This is a genomic window from Streptomonospora nanhaiensis (assembly GCF_013410565.1).
GTDB classification, from domain to species: domain Bacteria; phylum Actinomycetota; class Actinomycetes; order Streptosporangiales; family Streptosporangiaceae; genus Streptomonospora; species Streptomonospora nanhaiensis.
On the sequence record NZ_JACCFO010000001.1, the window covers coordinates 4,404,101 to 4,424,943 of the forward strand.

General features: G+C 74.7%; 20 protein-coding genes. 13 read left to right on the forward strand and 7 right to left on the reverse strand.

Translation table 11 applies throughout. The annotated features are described in order from the left end of the window. The first annotated feature begins 1 nt into the window (after position 1). The gene (locus HNR12_RS19475) at positions 2-943 is read left to right on the forward strand and encodes an aldo/keto reductase (RefSeq protein ID WP_179768952.1); all 942 of its coding nucleotides are present in this window, start codon (positions 2-4) and stop codon (positions 941-943) included. A gap of 154 nt (positions 944-1,097) precedes the next feature. Here the strand turns inward: HNR12_RS19475 and HNR12_RS19480 are convergent, their stop codons facing one another. Further along, on the reverse strand, positions 1,098-1,703 hold the full coding sequence (locus HNR12_RS19480; RefSeq protein ID WP_179768953.1) for an NAD(P)H-dependent oxidoreductase: 606 nt from the start codon (positions 1,701-1,703) through the stop codon (positions 1,098-1,100). Positions 1,704-1,769: 66 nt separating this feature from the next. On the opposite strand from HNR12_RS19480, the gene HNR12_RS19485 reads away from it, so the two are divergent. Further along, positions 1,770-2,348, forward strand: coding sequence for a TetR/AcrR family transcriptional regulator (locus HNR12_RS19485; RefSeq protein WP_179768954.1), 579 nt, complete (start codon positions 1,770-1,772; stop codon positions 2,346-2,348). A gap of 285 nt (positions 2,349-2,633) precedes the next feature. After that, complete coding sequence (locus HNR12_RS19490) at positions 2,634-3,833, forward strand: methyltransferase (protein WP_179768955.1); 1,200 nt, start codon at positions 2,634-2,636, stop codon at positions 3,831-3,833. 97 nt (positions 3,834-3,930) lie between these two features. On the opposite strand, the gene HNR12_RS19495 is transcribed toward HNR12_RS19490, so the two are convergent. The 4 genes from HNR12_RS19495 to HNR12_RS19510 all read right to left on the reverse strand — a co-directional run bounded on the left by HNR12_RS19495 (position 3,931) and on the right by HNR12_RS19510 (position 7,632). After that, complete coding sequence (locus HNR12_RS19495; protein ID WP_274614025.1) at positions 3,931-4,533, reverse strand: methylated-DNA--[protein]-cysteine S-methyltransferase; 603 nt, start codon at positions 4,531-4,533, stop codon at positions 3,931-3,933. Further along, positions 4,436-6,157, reverse strand: a complete 1,722-nt coding sequence (locus HNR12_RS19500; protein WP_274614024.1) for an AlkA N-terminal domain-containing protein — start codon at positions 6,155-6,157, stop codon at positions 4,436-4,438. The genes HNR12_RS19495 and HNR12_RS19500 overlap by 98 nt, the downstream gene beginning before the upstream one ends. 92 nt (positions 6,158-6,249) lie before the next feature. Beyond that, entirely contained in the window at positions 6,250-7,056 is an 807-nt protein-coding gene (locus tag HNR12_RS19505; RefSeq protein ID WP_179768956.1) for a TIGR02452 family protein, read from the reverse strand. A 159-nt stretch (positions 7,057-7,215) separates the two neighbouring features. Continuing rightward, the gene (locus tag HNR12_RS19510; protein WP_246425131.1) at positions 7,216-7,632 is read right to left on the reverse strand and encodes a hypothetical protein; all 417 of its coding nucleotides are present in this window, start codon (positions 7,630-7,632) and stop codon (positions 7,216-7,218) included. 146 nt (positions 7,633-7,778) lie between these two features. On the opposite strand from HNR12_RS19510, the gene HNR12_RS19515 reads away from it, so the two are divergent. From HNR12_RS19515 to HNR12_RS19535, 5 genes are all read left to right on the forward strand, one after another. Then, on the forward strand, positions 7,779-8,198 hold the full coding sequence (locus HNR12_RS19515; protein WP_179768957.1) for a cobalamin B12-binding domain-containing protein: 420 nt from the start codon (positions 7,779-7,781) through the stop codon (positions 8,196-8,198). 302 nt (positions 8,199-8,500) lie between these two features. Beyond that, complete coding sequence (locus HNR12_RS19520) at positions 8,501-9,274, forward strand: TSUP family transporter (protein WP_179768958.1); 774 nt, start codon at positions 8,501-8,503, stop codon at positions 9,272-9,274. Positions 9,275-9,555: 281 nt separating this feature from the next. Further along, on the forward strand, positions 9,556-10,737 hold the full coding sequence (gene sucC, locus HNR12_RS19525; protein ID WP_394353919.1) for an ADP-forming succinate--CoA ligase subunit beta: 1,182 nt from the start codon (positions 9,556-9,558) through the stop codon (positions 10,735-10,737). 27 nt (positions 10,738-10,764) lie between these two features. After that, a complete protein-coding gene (sucD, locus tag HNR12_RS19530) occupies positions 10,765-11,643 on the forward strand; it encodes a succinate--CoA ligase subunit alpha (RefSeq protein ID WP_179768960.1) in 879 nt (292 codons plus the stop codon). A gap of 242 nt (positions 11,644-11,885) precedes the next feature. Then, the gene (locus HNR12_RS19535; RefSeq protein ID WP_394353920.1) at positions 11,886-13,526 is read left to right on the forward strand and encodes a cell division protein PerM; all 1,641 of its coding nucleotides are present in this window, start codon (positions 11,886-11,888) and stop codon (positions 13,524-13,526) included. Between the two features lie 19 nt (positions 13,527-13,545). Here HNR12_RS19535 and HNR12_RS19540 read toward each other — a convergent pair whose 3' ends face one another. After that, complete coding sequence (locus HNR12_RS19540) at positions 13,546-13,959, reverse strand: DUF4190 domain-containing protein (RefSeq protein ID WP_179768961.1); 414 nt, start codon at positions 13,957-13,959, stop codon at positions 13,546-13,548. A 298-nt stretch (positions 13,960-14,257) separates the two neighbouring features. On the opposite strand from HNR12_RS19540, the gene purN reads away from it, so the two are divergent. The 3 genes from purN to HNR12_RS19555 all read left to right on the forward strand — a co-directional run bounded on the left by purN (position 14,258) and on the right by HNR12_RS19555 (position 17,422). After that, the gene (purN, locus tag HNR12_RS19545) at positions 14,258-14,908 is read left to right on the forward strand and encodes a phosphoribosylglycinamide formyltransferase (RefSeq protein WP_274614040.1); all 651 of its coding nucleotides are present in this window, start codon (positions 14,258-14,260) and stop codon (positions 14,906-14,908) included. Beyond that, positions 14,905-16,476 (forward strand): bifunctional phosphoribosylaminoimidazolecarboxamide formyltransferase/IMP cyclohydrolase, encoded by a 1,572-nt coding sequence (purH, locus tag HNR12_RS19550; protein WP_179768962.1) that lies wholly within the window; start codon positions 14,905-14,907, stop codon positions 16,474-16,476. Before purN ends, purH begins: the two co-directional genes overlap by 4 nt. Positions 16,477-16,555: 79 nt before the next feature. Then, entirely contained in the window at positions 16,556-17,422 is an 867-nt protein-coding gene (locus HNR12_RS19555; protein WP_179768963.1) for a bifunctional methylenetetrahydrofolate dehydrogenase/methenyltetrahydrofolate cyclohydrolase, read from the forward strand. Between the two features lie 117 nt (positions 17,423-17,539). Here the strand turns inward: HNR12_RS19555 and HNR12_RS19560 are convergent, their stop codons facing one another. Further along, entirely contained in the window at positions 17,540-18,145 is a 606-nt protein-coding gene (locus HNR12_RS19560) for an FHA domain-containing protein (protein WP_179768964.1), read from the reverse strand. Positions 18,146-18,680: 535 nt separating this feature from the next. Between HNR12_RS19560 and HNR12_RS19565 the strand changes: the two genes are divergently transcribed. Beyond that, positions 18,681-19,055: a DUF3017 domain-containing protein gene (locus HNR12_RS19565; RefSeq protein ID WP_308118929.1), complete on the forward strand. Its 375-nt coding sequence runs from the start codon at positions 18,681-18,683 to the stop codon at positions 19,053-19,055. A 273-nt stretch (positions 19,056-19,328) separates the two neighbouring features. Further along, complete coding sequence (locus tag HNR12_RS19570; protein ID WP_179768965.1) at positions 19,329-20,546, forward strand: NADP-dependent isocitrate dehydrogenase; 1,218 nt, start codon at positions 19,329-19,331, stop codon at positions 20,544-20,546. The last annotated feature ends 297 nt before the right edge of the window (positions 20,547-20,843 follow it).

The following is a 20,843-nucleotide window of genomic DNA, read 5'->3' on the forward strand; positions in this document are numbered from 1 at the left end:
GATGTCCGACTCCACCCATGACTCCGTCATGCCCACCCGCCCCGGCGGTGCCTTCCCCCTGGCCGGCCGCGAGGTCGCCCGCGTCGGGTACGGCACGATGCAACTGCCCCGCATGTCCGACCCGGACGCGGCCCGCGAGGTCCTGCGCCGCGCCTACGAGCTGGGCGTGAACCACTTCGACACCGCCCACTTCTACGGCGACGGGACGGCCAACCGCTACCTCGCCGAGACCCTGGGCGGCAAGGCGGACGTCGTCATCGTGACCAAGCTCGGAGCGCGGCCCCCCGCGCGCGGTCCCATGCCGCTGGTGCCCGCCCAACGGCCGGAGCAGCTGCGCGCCCAGGTGCACGACAACCTGCGCAGCCTGAAGGCCGAGCGCCTGGACGTGGTCAACATGCGCCGCATCGCGCCCGGCATCTTCCCGCTGCCCCCGTCGCAGATGGTGAGGTTCGACGACCAGGTCGCCGAGATGGTGGCCCTGCGCGAGCAGGGGCTGATCGGGCACATCGGACTGAGCACGGTCAGCGCCGCCGAGCTGCGTGCCGCCCTGCCCGCCGGGATCGCCTCCGTGCAGAACCGGTACAGCCTGGTGTCCCGCGGGCACGAGCCCGCCCTGGAGATCGCCCGCGCCGAGAACATCGCGTGGGTGCCCTACTTCCCGCTCGGCGGCGCCTTCCCCGGCCTGGCGAAGGTGACCCATGAGCCCGCCGTTCAGCAGGTCGCGCGCGAGATCGGCGCGAGCCCCGTGCAGGTGGGCCTGGCCTGGCTCCTGCAGCACGCCCCGAACACGCTGCTCATCCCCGGTACGACCTCCCTCGCCCATCTGGAGCAGAACGTGGAGGCCGGTGCGGTGGTCTTGAGCGCCGAGCAGGTCTCCCGGCTGGACGCGGTCAGGCCCGCCGCCGGTGTGCGCGGGTTCCTCAACCGCATGCGCCGCCCCTGACGTGCGTGCGCGGGGCGGGGCCGCTGCCCGGCACCCGCCCGCGCGCGGCGCCGGGATCACCGCGCCAGTGCCGAAGTGCCGGATGGGCGGCTTGCCGTCTCGCCCACCGCACGGTGCTCGGGCCGCCCGCGTCACCGGCCCACGCGGGCGACGCTTACGACGGCGCCGGCGTCCGCGCGCGAACGGCCTCGCCGATGAGGCGCACCGCGCGGTCGACGCTGCGGGCCGTGGCCTCCGAGGAAGGCTGCTCGGACTCGTAGATGAACGCCGTGGTGCCGCGTCGGCTGCCGCAGTAGCCGATGATCCCGCGCTCGATCTGCGTCCGCAGCGCCTCCCCGTACCCGCGGCGTTCGAATGCGGCGGGGTCGTCGCCCGCGATGGGCACGAGATGGGTGGTGAGCGCCTGGAGCCTCGGTTGCAGGCCCGATGTGGGGGAGTACTCGAAGGCCCAGCCGTTGACGAAGACGCGGTCGATCCACCCCTTCAGCAGCGCGGGCATCGACCACCAGTACACCGGGAAGACGAGCACGAGGTCCGTGGCCCGTTCAAGGCGGCGGTGCTCGCGGACGACGTCGGGCGGGTAGCCGCCTGCCTGGTGGTACGCCCGGCGGTCCGCCAGGGTGAACGTGGGGTTGAATTGCTCCTTGGACAGGTCGGCGACCTCGACCGGCCCGGGATGGAGCGCCGTCTTGAGTTCGTCCACCACGTGATGCGTCAGGGACCGGGGGTCCGGGTTCGTGGCCACCAGCAGGGTGTGCATCGACGGCTCCGCTCACTCAGAAGTAACCTACTACTAGTAGGTTAGTGGAAAGGGGGACCTCCGGACATGGCCGGGCGACGACTTTCCAGCGCCGACCGGCGGGCCCAGCTCGTCGGCCTTGCCCGCGACGTCATCGCCACGGAGGGCACGGACGCGCTCACGCTCGCCTACCTGGCGAGCAGGGCGGGGATCTCCAAGCCCGTCGTCTACGACCACTTCTCCTCGCGCTCGGCGCTGCTCCTCTCGCTGTACGAGGACTTCGACCGGCGGCACCTCGCCGACGTGCGTGCCGCGCTGGCGCAGACCCCGCCCGAGCTGCGGCTGCGGGTCGACGCGATCGCGGCGGCCCATGTGGCGTGCGTCATCTCACAAGGCGCCGAACTCAGCGGGGTGATGGCCGCACTGGTCGGCAGCCCGGCCCTGGAGGAAGCCAAGCGGGAGGGTGAACGCCGCTACGTGGAGGTCTGCCGGCAGGCCATACGGAGCGCTGACGGCGCCGCGGACCTCGACGAGGAAGGGGCGGTCGCGTTCGTGGGCGCCGCGGACGCGCTCGGCCATGCGGCCGCCCGCGGAACGATCAGCCCCGAACGCGCTCGCGCGACCATCGCCACCGTGCTGCTCAGCGTCGTCACCCGCTCCGACTGAAGGGCGTGCGCCTCCGCGGTCCGGTGCGTTGCCTCCGGGCCGCGGGTGTGCCATCCTGCTGCGTCGTCCTCGTCCTTCAGTGAAAGGGAGTTCCGTGGGGCTGCCGCTCGGCATGGTTCTCGGTGATCGCTCCTCGCGCGCTTCGGCGCGGGAGCGGTAGCGGCGCCTGCCCGACCCCCGTGCGCCCGTGCCTCCGGCACGTGCGGCGGCCTTTCACCGATTCCCGGTTCCCGCTCCTCGTCGAAGTGCTCTTCGCGCCCCGCACTTCGAACCACGAGGAGTCCCATGTCCACGATCCGGTGGACCGAGAACACCACCCGCCGCCGCGCCCGCTGGCACTCCGAGAGCGCCGCGCCCCCGCCCACGCGGGTCGTCGCGGCCGACGACCGCATGCGCGCCGACACCGCCTTCCGCCTGGTCCGGCAGGGCACCGCGCTGCTGTGGCGGGGGAGCTTCCCCAACGCGCGGCGGCTGCTCGGCGCCCTGCGCCGCCGCGTCGATGACGCCGACCGCGCCGCCCGCGCGGCGCCTCCGCCGTACGGCGACCCGGCCGAGGCGTTTTGGCGGCACCGGCGGGCCCGCGCCGCCCGCGCCCGCCTGCTGGGGCGCCTCCTGGTGCTGCTGGAGGCCGACCACTCCCTCGACCTGTCCCGGGCCCCCGACGTGAGGCAGGCGTGCGCCGAGGCGTACGGGCCGCCGTGCGAAGCGCTGCCGGGCCGGCCGACCGGGCCGACGGCCGTGGCCCTCACCGAACTGCTGGGAGTGATCAGCGCGCACCAGTGGCGCCTGACGGGGGTGGCGGTCGCCGCGCTGGGCGGTGCCCGCGTGCACCCGCACTACGGGGTGTTCTCGCCGACGCGGGCCGAGTACGTCGACCTGGTGGCCCGAGCGCCGCTGCCGCCGACGGCGGCGGGCCGCCCCGCCGGGCGGCGCGCACTCCGGCGCACCGCGTTCGACCTGGGCACGGGGACGGGCGTGCTCGCCGCGGTGCTCGCCCGGCGGGGGGTCGGCCGCGTGGTGGCCACCGACATCAGTCCGCGTGCGCTGGCCTGCGCGCGCGAGAACGTCCGCCGGCTGGGGCCGGCCGGCACGGTGGAGGTGGCCGCCGGGCCCGGTCTCTTCCCCGACGGGCGCGCCGACCTCGTCGTCTGCAATCCGCCGTGGCTCCCGGGCGAGCCCGCGTCCGAGGTCGAGTTGGGCGTCTACGACTCCGGCGGCCGCATGCTGCGCGGCTTCTTGGCCGGGCTGGCCGACCATCTGGCGCCGGGCGGGGAGGGCTGGCTCGTGCTCTCCGACCTGGCCGAACACCTCGGGCTGCGGACACGCCGGGAGTTGGCGGACGCCATCGCCGAGGGCGGCCTGCGCGTGGTGGACCGCATCGACACGGTGCCGCGCCATCCCCGTGCGAGGGACGGCGCGGACCCCCTCCACGCGGCCCGCTCCGCCGAGACCACGTCCCTGTGGCGCCTGGCGGCGGTCGGCTGAGACGCGGCGGCCGAGGTCCGCGCGTGCGCCCGGGGGCCGGCCGCTGTGCTCTGCGGCCGCTGTGCTCCCCGGCCGCGCGGCCGGGGAGCACAAGCCGTCAGGCTCCGGCCGGGCGGCGGGTGGAGCGCTCCAGGTGGAGCAGGGCCTGCTTGCGCGGCAGGCCGCCGCCGTAGCCGACCATGGCGCCGTTGGCGCCGATCACCCGGTGGCACGGGATGACGATCGAGATCGGGTTGCGGTTGTTGGCCATGCCCACCGCGCGGGCGGCGTTGGGCTGGCCGATGGCCCGCGCGATCTCGCCGTAGGTGGCGGTGCGGCCGTAGGGGATGGTGGTGAGCGCCCGCCACACCTGCCGCTGGAACGCGGTGCCCGCCGGGGCCAGGGCCAGGGTGAAGGCGGTCCGCTCGCCCGCGAAGTAGGCGGCGAGCTGGTCGGCGGCCTCGGCCAGCGCGGCCGGTGCGCGCCGCCACCGGGTGTCGGTCTCGTGGGCGAACCGCGCGGGGTCCAGGTGCAGGCCGGTGAGCACCGCGCCGGCCTCCTCGGCGGTGAGCAGCAGGTCGCCCAGCGGCGAGGGCACGATGTCGTAGAGCCGCTCCCCGTCCTCAGCGGGTCGAGCGAACTCGACCGCCGCGACCGCCTCGGGTTCCGGCGCGGCCAGGTCCAGCGGGAGCGCGTCCTGCGTCATGCTGTCGGCTGTCATTTCGGGGCTCCTTGCGCGTGGGCTCTGTCGTGGCGGTGGCGGCTGTCGTGGCGGCGGCGGGGACGGCGGCCGCGGTGCGGGTCCCCGGGGCGGAGCCGGTGGGCGGCGCGTCGGCGCCGGCCGCCCACAGGTGGTGGGTGGCGTAGGACCGCCACGGGCTCCAGGCGCGCGCCGCGCGCTCGGCCGCGCGGGGGTCGCCGGGGCGGCCCAGGCGCTCCAGGGCGCGGCGCACCCCCAGGTCGGTGGCGAGGAACACGTCGGGGTCGCCGAAGGCGCGCATGCGGATGTAGTCGGCGGTCCAGGGCCCGATCCCGGGCAGGGCGCGCAGCCGTGCGGTGGCGGCGTCCCAGTCGGCGCCGGGGCCGAGGTCGAGCTGGTCGCCCGCGAGGGCCTCGGCCAGGGCGATGAGCGCGCGGGCGCGCCCGCGCGGCATGGGCAGCTCCTGGGGGGAGGCGCCGGCGAGCGCGTCAGGGCGGGGGAACGCGTGGGTGAGCCCGTCGGAGGCGGCGGTGAGCGGCTTGCCGAACCGCTCCACGAGCCGGCCGGCCACGGTGCGCGCGGCGGCCACCGACACCTGCTGGCCGACGATCGCGCGGACGGCGATCTCGGCGGGGTCGACGTGCCCGGGGGCGCGCAGGCCGGGGCGCGCGGCCACCAGCGGCGCGAGCGCGGGGTCGGCGCCCAGCACCTCGGCGACGGCGTGGGGGTCGGTGTCGAGGTCGAGCAGCCGCCGGCACCGCTGCACCGCCGTGCCGAGGTCCTGGAGGAGTTGCAGGCACAGCCGGCACCACACGTGGTCGGGGGTGTCGCCGGGCGACAACTCCACCAGCCCGGTGCCGTGGGGAAGGTTCAGCGAGCGCCGGTAGGTGCGGGCCGCGCCGGTGCCGGTGACCTCCTCGACGCCGGGGACGGCGCGGGCGCCGAGGAAGCCGAAGAGGTGGTCGATGTCGATGGGCGGGCGCAGCGGCAGGCGCAGCGTGACGGTGCCGGGCGCCTCGCCGGGTCCGACCGGTCCGGCGGGGGCGTCGGCGGTGCGCGCGGTCGGCGCGCGGCCGGCCGCGCGCCGGCGCCGCAGTTCGGTGGGGGCCTGGGCGAACACCTCGCGGACGGTGTCGTTGAACTGGCGGATGCTGGCGAACCCCGCGGCGAAGGCGATGTCGCCCATGGGCATCTCGGTGGTCTCGATGAGCACGCGCGCGGTCTGGGCGCGCTGCGCGCGGGCCAGGGCGAGCGGGCCGGCGCCGAGCTCGGCGATGAGCAGCCGGTTGAGCTGGCGTTCGCTGTAGCCGACGCGGGCGGCCAGGCCGCTGACGCCCTCGCGGTCGACGGCGCCGTCGGCGATCAGCCGCATGGACCGGCCCACCACATCGGCGCGGACGTTCCACTCGGGCGATCCGGGGGCGGCGTCGGGGCGGCAGCGCTTGCAGGCGCGGAACCCCGCGCGCTGGGCCGCCGCCGCCGAGGGGAAGAAGCGGGTGTTCTCGCGCTTGGGGGTCACGGCGGGGCAGCTCGGGCGGCAGTAGATGCCGGTGCTGGTGACACCGACGTAGAACACGCCGTCGAAGCGCGCGTCGCCGCTGCGAACCGCCAGGTAGCGCTGGTCGTCGTCCATCACGCCATCCATGGTCGCCTCCCCCCGCCGCCCACGCTAGCGGATATCGGACATGGAGGTCCGGGGGCCGTGGCGCAGGCGGGTGCCGGCCGGCGCGCGGTGCGCTACCCGGGGAAGCGGGCCTGGAAGGCCGCGCGGACGGCGGGGTCGCGGTCGAGGACCGCGAAGACCACGTGGGCGAACACCCCGGCGTAGGTGCCGTGCAGGTGGGTGGCGAACGCCGCGGCGACCTCGGCGGGGTCGTTGCCGAACACGCCGCAGCCCCAGGCGCCCAGCACGAGCCGGGTGTGTCCCTGGTCGGCGGCCGCGGCGAGCACGGCGCGGGCGCGCGCGGTGAGGGCGGCGCCGACGCGGCCGGCGTCGTGCGGCTGGTCGCGCTCGATCATCCGCCGGTTGGGCGCGGCGGCGGTGAGGAACGCGACGGGGACCGGCTCGGGCAGCCAGGAGCCGTCGTCGCGGCGGTAGACGGGCACGCCCGGGGAGTAGACCACGCGGTCGCTGTAGAGGAGTTCGCGGTGGGCGCGGTGGTGGGCGTAGAACTCGGGGCAGCGCACGAGGGAGTCGTAGAGCGCGCTGGAGCGGGCCAGGCTCTCCTCCTGGGCGCGGGCACCGTTGGCCACGCCGCCGCCGGGGTTGCGCGCCGAGGCGAAGTTGAGCGCGGCGACGGGGCCGCCGCGGCCCAGCCGGAGCGCGGCGTGCAGCGTGGACTCGCCGGTGACCTCGAACTCCGTGGTGGAGCGGGCGGCGGGCGGGGTGAGCGCGCGGGTGTCCTCGGGCAGGTACAGGCGGGTGCCGTCGCGCATGGCGGTGAGGTGGGGGACGAGGTCGACGCGGTGGCCGTCATGGTCGTACCAGCCGCGCTCGAAGGCCGCCCTGGTCTGCTGCCACCGCTCGCGCATACGCTGCGACATCGCCGCCGTCCACCCCTTCCGCTTCCGCCGGCGCCCGTGCCCGCGGCGGGCCGGTGCCGTCCCGGACGCTACCGCCCGCCGGGGCGGCGGCTCCACCGGATTTCGCGGCGGGCGGGGGTGCCGGCGGTCCGGCGGGCGGTCCGGCAGGAGGGACCGGTGTCAGGTGCCGGGCGGGCGCCGTTCGGGGGCGGGCGCGGCGGACCCGGACTCGGCGCCGGACCCGGCGGCCTTCGGCCCGGGACCGGACTCGGTGCCGGAGCCCGACGCGGATCGCGTGGCGGTGTCGGTCTCGGCGAAGGCGCCGTGCTCGGTGAGGTAGTCGATGTAGACCGGGCGCAGGGCGTCCTGGACGACGGGGTCCTCTTCGGCGGCCAGGGCGTCGTAGAACAGGCCCGACGCCTGCGCCACGCCGGCCTCGCCGGCCTCCACGTTGCCCGCCGCGGCCTCGGCGGCGGGCAGCAGCCGCAGCAGCCGCCAGAAGAACTTGACGTCCCAGCGGCGGCGGGCGAGGGCGACGGCGCGGTCGCGGAGTTCGTCGGTCTCCAGGCGGTCGAGGGCGGACAGATCTTCGTTCATGCCCCTGCCCTACCCGGACCGCGGCGGTTCAACAAAGGGTGATGTGGGTTACCCTTCGGTCGGGTCCACACAGGACGCGGTCCGCGCCGGCGCCCCGGGCGATCCCCGGCTCCGGCGGCGGCGCGCAACGGCAGGAGGGGGCGCTCATGAGCGCGTCATCGGCGGTGCGGGTGGTCGTCGCCAAGCCCGGGCTGGACGGGCACGACCGCGGGGTCAAGGTGGTGGTGCGGGCGCTGCGCGACGCGGGTGTGGAGGTCATCTACACCGGTCTGCGGCAGACCCCGGAGATGGTGGTCAGCGCCGCGCTGGAGGAGGACGCCGACGCCATCGGGCTGTCGGTGCTCTCGGGCGCGCACATGACGATCTTCCGCCGGGTCATGGAGCTGCTGGCCGAGCACGACGCCACCGACATCACCGTCTTCGGCGGCGGGATCATCCCCGAGGCCGACATCCCCGAGCTGGAGCGCATGGGCGTGGCCAAGGTGTTCACGCCGGGCACCCCCACCACCGAGATCAGCGACTGGGTGCGCGGCAACATCCGGGCGGTGCACACCGGCGCGGGCTGATCGGCGCACCGGCGCCGCCCTCCGCCCTCCTCCGGGGTTCTCCCCGCCGCCCTTCGCCCGCCGAACCCGCCCGGTTCCCGCGCCCCTCCCCGCCCGCGCGCGCCGCGCGTAGGCGCCGCGCGCGGGTGTGGGGCATCGCTCACGGTCGGCGGCGGCCGTTTCGGCGTTGGGCGCCGGAGGCGCGATTAGGCTGCCCTTTTGTGTCATTCGTCCGGTTTCTCGCAGGTCCGGGGCGGCGGCCCCGCCGCCACCGCCCGCGCCGCCCCCATCACCGCGCCCGGCCCCGGGTCGGCGGGTAGGCCGTGGAACCGGGTATCGACGTGGTGGCCCTGCTGCTGGCGGCCGCCATGGCCGCCGGATGGGTCGACGCGGTGGTGGGCGGCGGCGGGCTGCTGATGCTGCCGGCCATGCTCGTGGCCTTCCCCGCCTCGCCCGTCGCGCCGCTGCTGGGCACCAACAAGCTGACCGCGATCATGGGCACCGCCTCGGCGGCCTGGACCTACCTGCGCGGCGTGCGGCCGGACCCGCGGATCATGTGGCCCACCGCCGGGCTGGCCCTGCTGGGGGCCGGGGGCGGCGCCGCGCTGGCGGGGTCGGTGTCCTCGGCCGCGCTGCGCCCCACCGTCATGGTGGTGCTCGCGGTGGTGCTGGTGCTCGTGGTGGCGCGCCCGGCCATGGGAGCGGTGGCCAATCCCACACTGCTCACCCCGCGCCGGATCGCGGTGGCGGTGCTGCTGGCCGGCGGCGGCGTGGGGTTCTACGACGGGCTGATCGGCCCCGGCACCGGGACGTTCCTCATCATGGTGCTGACCACGGTGGTGGGCCTGGACTTCGTCAGCGCCTCGGCGTCGGCCAAGGTGGTCAACACCGCCACCAACCTGGGCGCGCTCGTGGTGTTCGCGGTCAACGGCGACGTGCTGTGGCTGCTGGGGCTGGGCCTGGCGGTGTGCAACGTGGCCGGCGCCCAGATCGGCGCGCGCATGGCGCTGCGCCGGGGGTCGGGGTTCGTGCGGGTGGTGCTCGTGGTGGTGGTGCTGGCCCTGCTGGTGCGGCTGGGCTGGGAGCAGGTGGCGTAGAACGCCCCCGGCGTCCTGTTAATCCCGATGTGAGACCTCACACGAATTCCCACCGGCGCACCGCCGCAGAACCCGGCATACCGGGGGTTTCCCCGTTCGCTTTGACTGGTCACCGGCGCCCCGGTGTCATCTGTCAAGCCCTGGGAGGACTAAGCTGCCGCATGTTGCGGACGGCATTCGACGTATCTCCAACGCGGCGGCATCCGGTTCGGTTCCCCGCGAACGACAGACTCCGCGTCCGCACACGACCGCAGCCAGCGAAACAACAAGGACGGACCCTCGTGGACCTGTTCGAATACCAGGCGAAGCAGCTCTTCGCAGAGTACGGGGTGCCGGTACCCCAGGGAAAGGTGGCGAGCACGGCCGCTGAGGCCCGTGCCATCGCCGAGGAGTTCGCGGCGGCGGGCACGCCCCGCGTCGTGGTCAAGGCGCAGGTGAAGACCGGCGGGCGCGGCAAGGCCGGCGGGGTGAAGGTGGCCGACGACGCCGCCGACGCCGAGGCCAAGGCCGAGCAGATCCTCGGCATGGACATCAAGGGCCACACGGTCCACCGGGTCCTCGTCGAAGAGGCCAGCGACATCGCCGAGGAGTACTACTTCTCGTTCCTGCTGGACCGCGCCAACCGCACCTTCCTCTCCATCTGCTCCGCCGAGGGCGGCATGGAGATCGAGGAGGTCGCCGCGACCAACCCCGACGCCGTCGCCAAGGTCGCCATCAACCCGCTGCAGGGCGCCCCCGCCGACGTCGCCGCCGAGATCGTGCGCCAGGGCCGCCTGCCCGAGGCCGCCGCGCAGGGCGCCGCCGAGGTCATCACCAAGCTCTGGGACGTGTTCGTCGGCCGCGACGCCACCCTGGTCGAGGTCAACCCGCTGATCCTCACCGGTGACGGCCGCGTGGTCGCGCTCGACGGCAAGGTCACCCTCGACGAGAACGCCGAGTTCCGCCAGGACCTGGAGAGCCTCGCCTTCGCAGCCGAAGGCGATCCCCTCGAAGTCAAGGCGAAGGAGAAGGGGCTCAACTACGTCAAGCTGGACGGTCAGGTCGGGATCATCGGCAACGGTGCGGGCCTGGTGATGTCGACGCTGGACGTGGTGGCCTATGCCGGTGAGGAGTTCGGCGGGGTCAAGCCGGCCAACTTCCTGGACATCGGCGGGGGCGCCTCGGCCGAGGTCATGGCCAACGGCCTGGAGATCATCCTGGGCGACCCCGATGTCAAGAGCGTGTTCGTCAACGTGTTCGGCGGGATCACCGCCTGCGACGCGGTGGCCAACGGCATCGTGCAGGCCCTGCGGCTGCTGGAGGGCCGGGGCGACGATGTGACCAAGCCGCTGGTGGTGCGCCTGGACGGCAACAACGCCGAGCTGGGCCGCCGGATCCTGACCGATGCCGCCCATCCGGCGGTGCGCCAGGTGGCGACCATGGACGGCGCTGCCGCCCAGGCCGCTGAACTGGCCGCGAAGTAACGAGGGCGCGAGGCGAGTAGAAGCATCATGGCTATCTTCCTGACCAAGGACAGCAAGGTGCTGGTGCAGGGCATGACCGGCTCTGAGGGCACCAAGCACACCCGCCGGATGCTGGCGGCGGGCACGCGGATCGTGGGCGGGGTCAACCCGCGCAAGGCCGGCCAGTCGGTGGACTTCGACGGCACCCAGGTGCCGGTGTTCGCGTCGGTGGCCGAGGGCATGGCGGCCACGGGGGCCGATGTGTCGGTGGTGTTCGTGCCGCCGCGCTTTGCCAAGGCCGCGGTGGTGGAGGCGATCGACGCGGGTATCGGGATGGCGGTGGTGATCACCGAGGGCATTCCGGTGCACGACACGGCGGCGTTTTGGGCGCACGCCTGCGCCAAGGGCAACCGGACGCGGATCATCGGGCCCAACTGCCCGGGTCTGATCACGCCGGGGGAGTCCAACGCGGGCATCATTCCGGCCGACATCACGCGGCCGGGGCGGATCGGGCTGGTGTCGAAGTCGGGGACGCTGACCTACCAGATGATGTATGAGCTGCGGGACATCGGTTTCTCCACGGCGGTGGGGATCGGTGGGGACCCGATCATCGGGACGACCCACATCGACGCGCTGGCGGCGTTCGAGGCCGACCCGGGTACGGACGCGATCGTGATGATCGGTGAGATCGGCGGGGACGCCGAGGAGCGGGCCGCGGAGTTCATCAGGGCCAACGTGTCCAAGCCGGTCGTCGGTTACGTGGCGGGGTTCACGGCTCCCGAGGGCAAGACGATGGGGCACGCGGGCGCGATCGTGTCGGGGTCGGCGGGTACGGCCGCGGCGAAGAAGGAGGCGTTGGAGGCCGCTGGCGTCAAGGTCGGCAAGACCCCCAGCGAGACCGCGAAGCTGGCCCGCGCGCTGTTCTGATCCACCGCGCGGCACCGCCGCGCCGCCGGAGCCCGGCCCCGCCGGGACCCGCGCACACACCGGCCGCGCCCCCCGCCTCCACCGGCGGCGGGGCGCGGCCTTTCGCGTGCCCGCCCCCGCCGCGGCCCGCCCGCGGCGTCCCGCCGCGCCGCGAGCGCCCGGACTCCTAGCACAACCGGCCCGTGCGCCGCCTGCCGACACGCCCGGCCAAACCCCGGGGGTCGGCCCGCCCGGCTGGCAGCATGGGACGGGTGAGCGCGCCCGCACGTCCCTCCCCGAACCGCAGCGGCGGCCGGCCCCGCCGCGAGCCCTCCCAGGCGCGCGGCGCCGCCCGCGCGCCGCGCGGCCGCCGCCCGCCCCCCGCCGACGACCAGCCCCGCCCCCTCTACACCGCCGGCGGCCTGGCCGCCGCCTGGTCGGCCGGCATCGGCCTGGCCGTGCTGATGACCCTCACCGTGGCCGGGTGGGTGGCCGCGCCCCACGGGGCGTTCGGCGAGGACATCGGCGAGGTCCTGCGCGCCGCCGTGCAGGCGTGGCTGGTGGGCCACCACGTCGGGTTCACCATCCCCGGCGGCGGCGTGTCCCTGCTCCCGCTGGGCCTGGTCGTGCTGCCCGGCCTGCTGCTGTACCGCGCGGGCCGCTGGCTGGCCCGCAGTTGCGAGCTGCCCCGGCTGCGCCACCTGTTCCGCGCCGCGCTCGCCATCGCCGGGCCCTACGCCGCCATCGCCGGCACGCTCGCCCTGGTCGGCCGGACCGAGGTGGTGCGGCCCAGCGTCGTCCAGGCGCTCATCGCCGGGTTCGGCGTGGCGTTCGTGGCCGGGGGCGCCGGCGTGCTGTTCCAGCTGCTCAAGGACAAGGGCATCCCCAAACGGCGGCTGCTGGACCTGATGCCCGACCGCCCCCGCTCCCTGCTGGTGGGCACCCTCAGCGCCACCGGCACCCTGCTGGCCACCGGCGCGCTGCTGTTCGGCGCCGCACTGGCGAGCGGCATGGACCAAGCGGCCGCGCTCACCGGCGAACTCGCGCCGGGCCTGGTGGGCGGCGCGCTGCTGCTGCTCGTCCAGTTGCTCTACCTGCCCAACGCCGTGGTGTTCGGCCTGGCCTACGCCGTGGGGCCGGGTTTCGCGGTGGGCACCGGCACGGTCGTCGCGCCGACCGGGGTGTCGGTCGGCGCCGTCCCGATTCTGCCCATGCTCGCGGCGCTGCCCGACAACGGTCCGGCGCCGGTGGTGTCGCTGGCGGCGCTGGCGGTGCCGTTCCTCGCCGGCGCGGTGGGCGGGGTGCTGACCCAGCGCAGCGCGCCGGCGGTGGTCAGCGAGTCGGCGCCGCTGTGGGGGTTCGTCTGCGGGGTCACGACCGGCCTGGTGTGCGCGGCGCTGTCGCTGCTGGCCGGGGGCTCGATGGGCGCCGAGCGGCTGTCGGAGGTCGGGCCGTCGGCCTGGCAGGTGGGGCTGATCACCGCGCTGGAGGTCGGGCTGGCCGCGGCCATCGCCGCGTGGGTGGCCAACTGGCGCTACTACCGGCGGGCCCACGCCGGGGCGGCGCCGGACGAGGCCGGGGCGGAGCCCGAAGAGGAGGAGGGCGCGCCCGGCGACGAACCGCCGCCCGCGCCCGCGCGGCGCCGCGGCCGTCCGGTGCTGCGCGTGGTGCCCGACCCCGGCGACGCCGAGCCCGCGCCCGAACCCGGCCCCCGCCCGCGGAGCGGTCCCGGGCCCGTCGAGCAGGCCCCGCCGAAGGCGGCGCCGCGCTGGCGGCTGCGGCTGCCCGCGCTGCGGCTGCGCCGCCGCCGCGCGGCCGACGACGACGGCGAGGAGTTCTACGGCATCACCTACGAGGCCGACTCCGCCCCCGCCGCCCCCGCCGACGACGGCCCCGGCCGCTGAGGCCCGGGCCGCGCTCCGGTCAGCCGCCCACCGGCGGCACGCTCTCCACCGGCAGCCCGGCGCGCCGGGCGATGTCCTCGCGCAGCTGGCGGTCGCAGTCCTGCTGGGAGCTGACCGTCAGCGCGCGCGTGGAGCACTCCTGATAGGCGCTGTAGGCGTCCCAGAAGACCAGGTAGCCCACGAGCATCAGGGCGGAGAGCGCGACCCCGAACCAGCCCAGCACCATGCTCAGGATCGCCCCGGGCGCCACCCCGTTCTTCGCCTTGGCCGCGCGGCGCGCGCGGTGGCCCTGCACGATCCCCAGCGCCGACAGGATGAGCCCGAACGGCGGCAGGATCAGCCCGGCGGCCGAGAGGAACAGCCCCCACAGGCCGCCGCGTTCGATGTGCGGCCGGTCCCCGTCCGTCTGCTGCTGGGGCGGCTCATTGATCACAGGGGCTCCTCGCGAACGGCGCCTGGTCGGCGGCTGGACGGCGGTCGGGGGCGGCCCGGTGCGCGCACGTCGCGCGATGCGCGCGGGCGTGCGCCGAACGGGGCCTCGTGGAGTAGACGCTACCTGGCGAGATAGGCTGACAGCGCGGACGGGTAAGCCGCGTGCCCCGTCCGGCCGCGTCCGAGGTGCCCCGCGCGCCCGCGCCGGGCCCCGGGCCCGCACGGCCGCCGCGCCAGGCGCACCCGGCGGCGTCGAGGACGCGCGTCAGCGCATTCGTTTTCCCACGAGGAGGAACACACTGTCGGCGCGAGTTGTCGTTCTCATCTCCGGCACGGGGAGCAACATGGCCGCCCTGCTGGACGCGGCGGCCGACCGCCTCTACGGCGCCGAGGTGGTCGCGGTGGGCTCCGACCGCGACGCCCCCGGACTGGCCCTGGCCGAGCGCGCGGGCGTGGCGACCTTCACGGTGCGCCTCGCCGACCACCGCGACCGCGCGGAGTGGGACGCCGCGCTCAGTGAGCGCATCGCCGCGTTCGCGCCCGACCTGGTGGTCTCGGCGGGGTTCATGCGGCTGCTGGGCCCGGCGGTCCTGGACCGCCACACCGTCATCAACACCCACCCCGCGCTGCTGCCGGCCTTCCCCGGCACGCACGCGGTGCGCGACGCCCTCGCCTACGGGGTGCGGATCACCGGCGCCACCGTCCACTTCGTGGACTCCGGCATGGACACCGGCCCGGTCATCGACCAGGTGGCGGTGCCGGTGCTGCCCGGCGACGACGCCGAGGCGCTGCACGAGCGCATCAAGACCGTCGAGCGGCGGATGCTGGTCGACGTGGTGGGCCGCCTGGCGCGCGAGGGCTGGACCGTCGAGGACCGACACGTGCGGCTGGGCTCGGTGGAGCCCGGGCCGTCCCCTTCACCCGGATACGTTGCAGAGGAGAACCGGTGACCCAGCAGGCCATTCGGCGCGCGTTGATCAGCGTCTACGACAAGACCGGGCTGGAGGAGCTGGCCTACGGGCTGGCCGAGGCCGGGGTGGAGATCGTCTCCACCGGATCCACCGCCGCGCGCCTCGCCGAAGTCGACGTTCCCGTCACCCCGGTCGAGGAGGTCACCGGGTTCCCCGAGGTCCTGGACGGCCGGGTCAAAACCCTGCACCCCAAGGTGCACGCCGGCCTGCTGGCCGACCGCTCCAACGCCGCGCACCGCGCCACGCTGGAGGAGCTGGACATCGCGCCGTTCGACCTGCTGGTGGTCAACCTCTACCCGTTCCAGCAGACGGTGGCCTCGGGCGCCGCGCCGGCCGAGTGCGTCGAGAAGATCGACATCGGCGGCCCCGCGATGATCCGCGCCGGGGCCAAGAACCACGGCTCGGTCGCGGTGGTGGTCGACCCGGGCCGCTACGACGAGGTCGTGGAGGCCGTGCAGGGCGGGGGCTTCACCCTGGAGCAGCGCAAGCGCCTGGCGGCGCTGGCCTACGCCCACACCGCCGCCTACGACGCGGCCGTGGCGTCGTGGTTCGCCCGCGACTACGCGCCCGACGAAGTCGCGGTCGAGACCGGGTGGCCCGACTTCTACGCCACCGCCTACCGGCGCTCCTCGCCGCTGCGCTACGGCGAGAACCCCCATCAGCGGGCCGCGCTCTACCGGGGCGACGACGACGCCTGGGGGCCGGGCCTGGCCGGTGCCGAGCAGCTGCACGGCAAGGAGATGTCCTACAACAACTACGTCGACGCCGACGCCGCGCTGCGCGCCGCCTACGACTTCACCGAGCCGTGCGCGGCCATCATCAAGCACGCCAACCCGTGCGGGATCGCGCTGGGCGCCGACATCGCCGAGGCGCACCGCAAGGCCCACGCCTGCGACCCGGTGTCGGCCTACGGCGGCGTGATCGCCACCAACCGCCCGGTGAGCGTGGCGCTGGCCGAGCAGGTGTCGGAGATCTTCACCGAGGTGCTGGTGGCGCCGGAGTACGAGCCGGGCGCCGTGGACATCCTCACCCGCAAGAAGAACATCCGGCTGCTGGTGGTCACCCCGCCCGACCGCGCCGCGCGCCCCGAGGCCAAGCCGGTCAGCGGCGGCTCGCTGCTGCAGTCGGTGGACCTGGTCGACGCCCCCGGCGACGACCCCGCCGCCTGGGAGCTGCGCGCCGGCGCGGCCGTCGACGACGACACGCTGGCCGACCTGGCGTTCGCCTGGCGCGCGGTGCGCGCCGTGAAGTCCAACGCCATCCTGGTGGCCGCCGACCGGGCGACGGTGGGCGTGGGCATGGGCCAGGTGAACCGGGTGGACTCCGCGCGCCTGGCGGTGACCCGGGCCGGCGAGCGGGTGCGCGGGGCGGTCGCGGCCAGCGACGCGTTCTTCCCGTTCCCCGACGGCCTGGAGGTGCTGATCGAGGCGGGCGTGCGGGCGGTCGTGCAGCCCGGCGGGTCGGTGCGCGACGAGCAGGTGGTCGCGGCGGCCGAGCAGGCCGGTATCGCCCTGTACTTCACCGGCACCCGGCACTTCTTCCACTGACCCCGCACTGATCACCGGCCGGGCGGCGCCGCATCCGGGGTGCGCGCCGCCGCCCGCCGCTGGAAAGGGACGAACGCTGATGAGCGCACAGATTCTGGACGGCAAGGCCACGGCGGCGGCGATCCGCGCCGAACTGGTGGACCGGGTGGCGGCGCTGCGGGCCCGGGGGATCGCGCCCGGACTGGGCACGGTGCTGGTGGGCGACGACCCCGGCAGCCACTCCTACGTGGCGGGCAAGCACCGCGACTGCGCCGAGGTGGGCATCGAGAGCATCCGCCGGGACCTGCCGGCCGACGCCACCCAGGTGCAGGTGGAGGGCGTGGTGGCCGACCTCAACGCCGACCCCGCCTGCACCGGCTACATCGTGCAGCTGCCGCTGCCGCGCGGCCTGGACGAGAACCGGATCCTGGGGCTGATCGACCCCGGCAAGGACGCCGACGGCCTGCAGCCGGTCAACCTCGGCAAGCTCGTGCTGATGGAGCAGGCGCCGCTGCCGTGCACGCCGCGCGGGATCGTGGAGCTGCTGCGCCGCTACGACGTCCCGCTCAAGGGCGCCGACGTGGTCGTGGTGGGCCGCGGGGTGACCGTGGGCCGCCCGCTGGGGCTGCTGCTGACGCGGCGCAGCGAGAACGCCACGGTGACCCTGTGCCACACCGGCACCCGCGACCTGGCCGAGCACACCCGCCGCGCCGACATCGTGGTGGCCGGCGCCGGGGTGCCGGGGCTGATCACCAAGGACATGGTCAAGCCGGGCGCGGCCGTGCTGGACGTGGGCGTGACCCGCACCGAGGCCGGGCTGGTGGGCGACGTGGCGCCGGACGTGCGCGAGGTGGCCGGCCACGTGGCGCCCAACCCCGGCGGGGTGGGGCCGATGACGCGGGCCATGCTGCTGGTGAACGTCGTGGAGGCCGCCGAGCGCATGGCGGGGATCGCTCCCGCCGGCTGAGCCGGGCGCGGACCGCGCGGCGCCCGGAGGCGGTGCGGGTACGCGGTGCCGCGCGGGCGTGCGGCGGGGACGCGGGGGATTCGCCGAGGGGCCTCACGCGCCGAGGCCCCCGGCGGGTCAGCTCGCCTTGCGTTCGCGGTCGAAGACCGGCATGGGGCGGACCAGCCCCAGGGCCACGACCTCGTTGGCAAGGCGGGTGCGGCGGTTGGCCCCCTCGGGGACCCGGAACTTCTGGTACAGGCGGAGGAGATGCTGCTTGACCGCGGCTTCGGTGACGACCAGGTCCTCGGCGATCTCGCGCGCGGTGGCGGGGGAGACGAAGGCCTCTTCGGAGAGAGCGGGGCGGCAGAGCGACGTCAGGACGTCAAGCTCCCTCCGGGTGAGTTCGGGTGCGGCCCCCTTGCGCAGCTCCACGTCGGGATTCAGCTCTTCCCGGGGGAGGCCGCCGATCTTGCAGCGCGCGCTGCCGAAGCTGAGGACATCGCCTTCGTCGAGCACCCGGCGCGCTATGGGGCGCCCGTTGACACGGGTGCCGTTGCGCGACAGGCCGAGGTCGACCGCGTACACGTAGGGCCCGCGGCGCACGAGTTCGGCGTGGAGCCGCGACACGCTGGGGTCGCCGAGGCGGATGTCGACCCCTTCTCCGCGTCCGACCGTGGTGACCTCAGGTTGCAGCTGGTGGATGTCCCCGCTCTCCTCGACCCGCAGATATGGCCCGTCCACGGTTGTTCCTCCCAGTGTTGGGCGCGGCCGATGAGGGAGTGCACGGCGGTGCGTGGACGGGCGCCTCGCAGTCGGGGTGGATCGGTCGATGGACGTGGGCTGAGTGGGGTTCATTGGGGGCAGTCCTCGCTCACCGTGGCACTCATCTCTTCACTGGTTACCCGGGCGGTACCGGTTCTACGCGCTTACTCCGCCGTTAGACCCCTATCTCGGGAGGTTTACGGGCTTTTCCGGATATCGGGCGCACCGGAACGCGCGCCGCTGCGGACCGATTCACCAGGGCGCCGCGCGGGGCCCGATCCGGGGTATAGGGCGGGGGCCGGGCGGCGCGCGGCGCGCGCGGGTGCCCGCGGTCACTACACTGGCTGCGTCCTTGGCCGCACACGCGGCCGAGCCGACCGCGGCCACGCCGGCCGCTCCCGTCACGCGCCTCGCGGTTGCGGTCGCGCCCGTCCGCAACCGGCCGGGCGCCGCGCCGGGGCGGGCCGGCGCACACAGGGCCGGGCGGCGCAGGTGCGCTAGCGTGGGGTTGACGGTGAGCCAGAACACGGTGGAGGAAGCGGTCGCAGCCAAGTCGCGCTCGCCCGAGGACCCGCCCGAGTCCGCGGCGGGCGAGCCGCAGCAGGAGCCCGCCGAGGCGCAGGTGCCGGGCTGGCTGGCCCAGGTGCCCTACTTCCTGGTGCTCGCCACCATGTCGGCGGGCATCGTGATCGTGGCCGCCGCCTACTTCAAGCGGGGGCCCGCGCTGATCGCGGGCGCGCTGCTGCTGGCCGCGGTGTTCCGCGCGGTGCTGCCGCCCGAGCGCATCGGCATGCTGGCGGTGCGCCGCCGCTGGATCGACATCGCCACCTACACGGGCCTGGCCGTGGCGCTCATCGTGCTCGCATGGGTGGCGCCTCAGCTGTCCTAGCGGGCGTCTAATAAGCTTGATATCGAGATACCGCAGCGTTGGACCGGCGACGGCCACCGCCCCGCGGACCGCACCGGCCGCAGCCACGCACCGGGGCCGGGCACCGGGCGGGCCAGGGCTCTGCGGCGGGCTCACGAGGTCAGTCGCGGACGCACCGGCCTCACCGCGGGCACCCGCGCGGCCCTGTGCCGCGCACTCGCGGCGGGACCGGTGGGCCCCGGCGGCCTTCAGCCACACGACGGCTTTGCCGAGACGAAGGGACAGCCACCAGCCATGGCCAAAATCAAGGTTGAGAATCCCGTAGTAGAGCTTGACGGCGATGAGATGACCCGGATCATCTGGTCCTTCATCAAGGAGCGGCTGATCCTGCCCTACCTCGACGTCGACCTGAAGTACTACGACCTCGGCATCGAGGAGCGCGACCGCACCGACGACCAGATCACGGTCGACGCCGCCAACGCCATCAAGCAGTACGGCGTGGGCGTGAAGTGCGCCACCATCACCCCCGACGAGGCCCGCGTCGAGGAGTTCGGCCTGAAGAAGATGTGGCGGTCGCCCAACGGCACCATCCGCAACATCCTGGGCGGCGTGGTGTTCCGCGAGCCGATCATCTGCCAGAACGTGCCGCGCCTGGTGCCGGGCTGGACCAAGCCGATCATCATCGGCCGCCACGCCCACGGCGACCAGTACAAGGCCAGCGACTTCAAGGTCCCCGGCCCCGGCACGGTCACCATCACCTACACCCCCGAGGACGGCGGCGAGCCCATCGAGCTGGAGGTCGCCAACTTCCCCGAGGGCGGCGGCGTGGCCCTGGGCATGTACAACTACCGCAAGTCCATCGAGGACTTCGCGCGCGCCAGCTTCAACTACGGCCTGGACCGCGGCTACCCGGTCTACATGTCCACCAAGAACACGATCCTCAAGGCCTACGACGGCATGTTCAAGGACGTGTTCGCCGAGATCTTCGAGGCCGAGTTCAAGGAGCGCTTCGACGCCGCCGGCCTCACCTACGAGCACCGGCTGATTGACGACATGGTCGCCGCCGCCCTGAAGTGGGAGGGCGGCTACGTCTGGGCCTGCAAGAACTACGACGGCGACGTGCAGTCCGACACCGTGGCGCAGGGCTTCGGCTCGCTGGGCCTGATGACCTCGGTGCTGCGCACCGCCGACGGCCGCACCGTGGAGGCCGAGGCCGCCCACGGCACCGTCACCCGGCACTTCCGCCAGCACCAGCAGGGCAAGCCCACCTCCACCAACCCGATCGCCTCCATCTTCGCCTGGACGCGCGGGCTGGAGCACCGGGGCAAGCTCGACAACACCCCGGCGGTCGTGGAGTTCGCCACCACCCTGGAGAAGGTCGTCATCGACACCGTCGAGGGCGGGCAGATGACCAAGGACCTCGCGCTGCTGGTCGGCGGCGACCAGGAATGGCTCACCACCGAGCAGTTCCTGGCGGCGCTGGACGAGAACCTGCAGAAGCGCCTGGCCTAGTCCCGGGCCGCCGCAAGCGGCCACGCACCACCGGCCCCGGCCGCCGCCCCCGCGCGGCGGCCGGGGCCGCGGCGTGCGCGGCCCCCGCCCGCCGGGGGCGGTGATTTCCGCCGTTCCCGCGCGAACCGCGTCCGGCGGATGCCATGATGGAGCACGCGGGCACGGAGCGTGAACACCGCTGGTAGTGCGGCGTATCCCACTCTGTTGTGGTTCGCGTGTTTCGCGAACATTGCCCTATATTGGAGTTACCGCCACCGGGGGGAAACCTCTGGAGGCGGGTGCGCGGCTCGGCCGCGC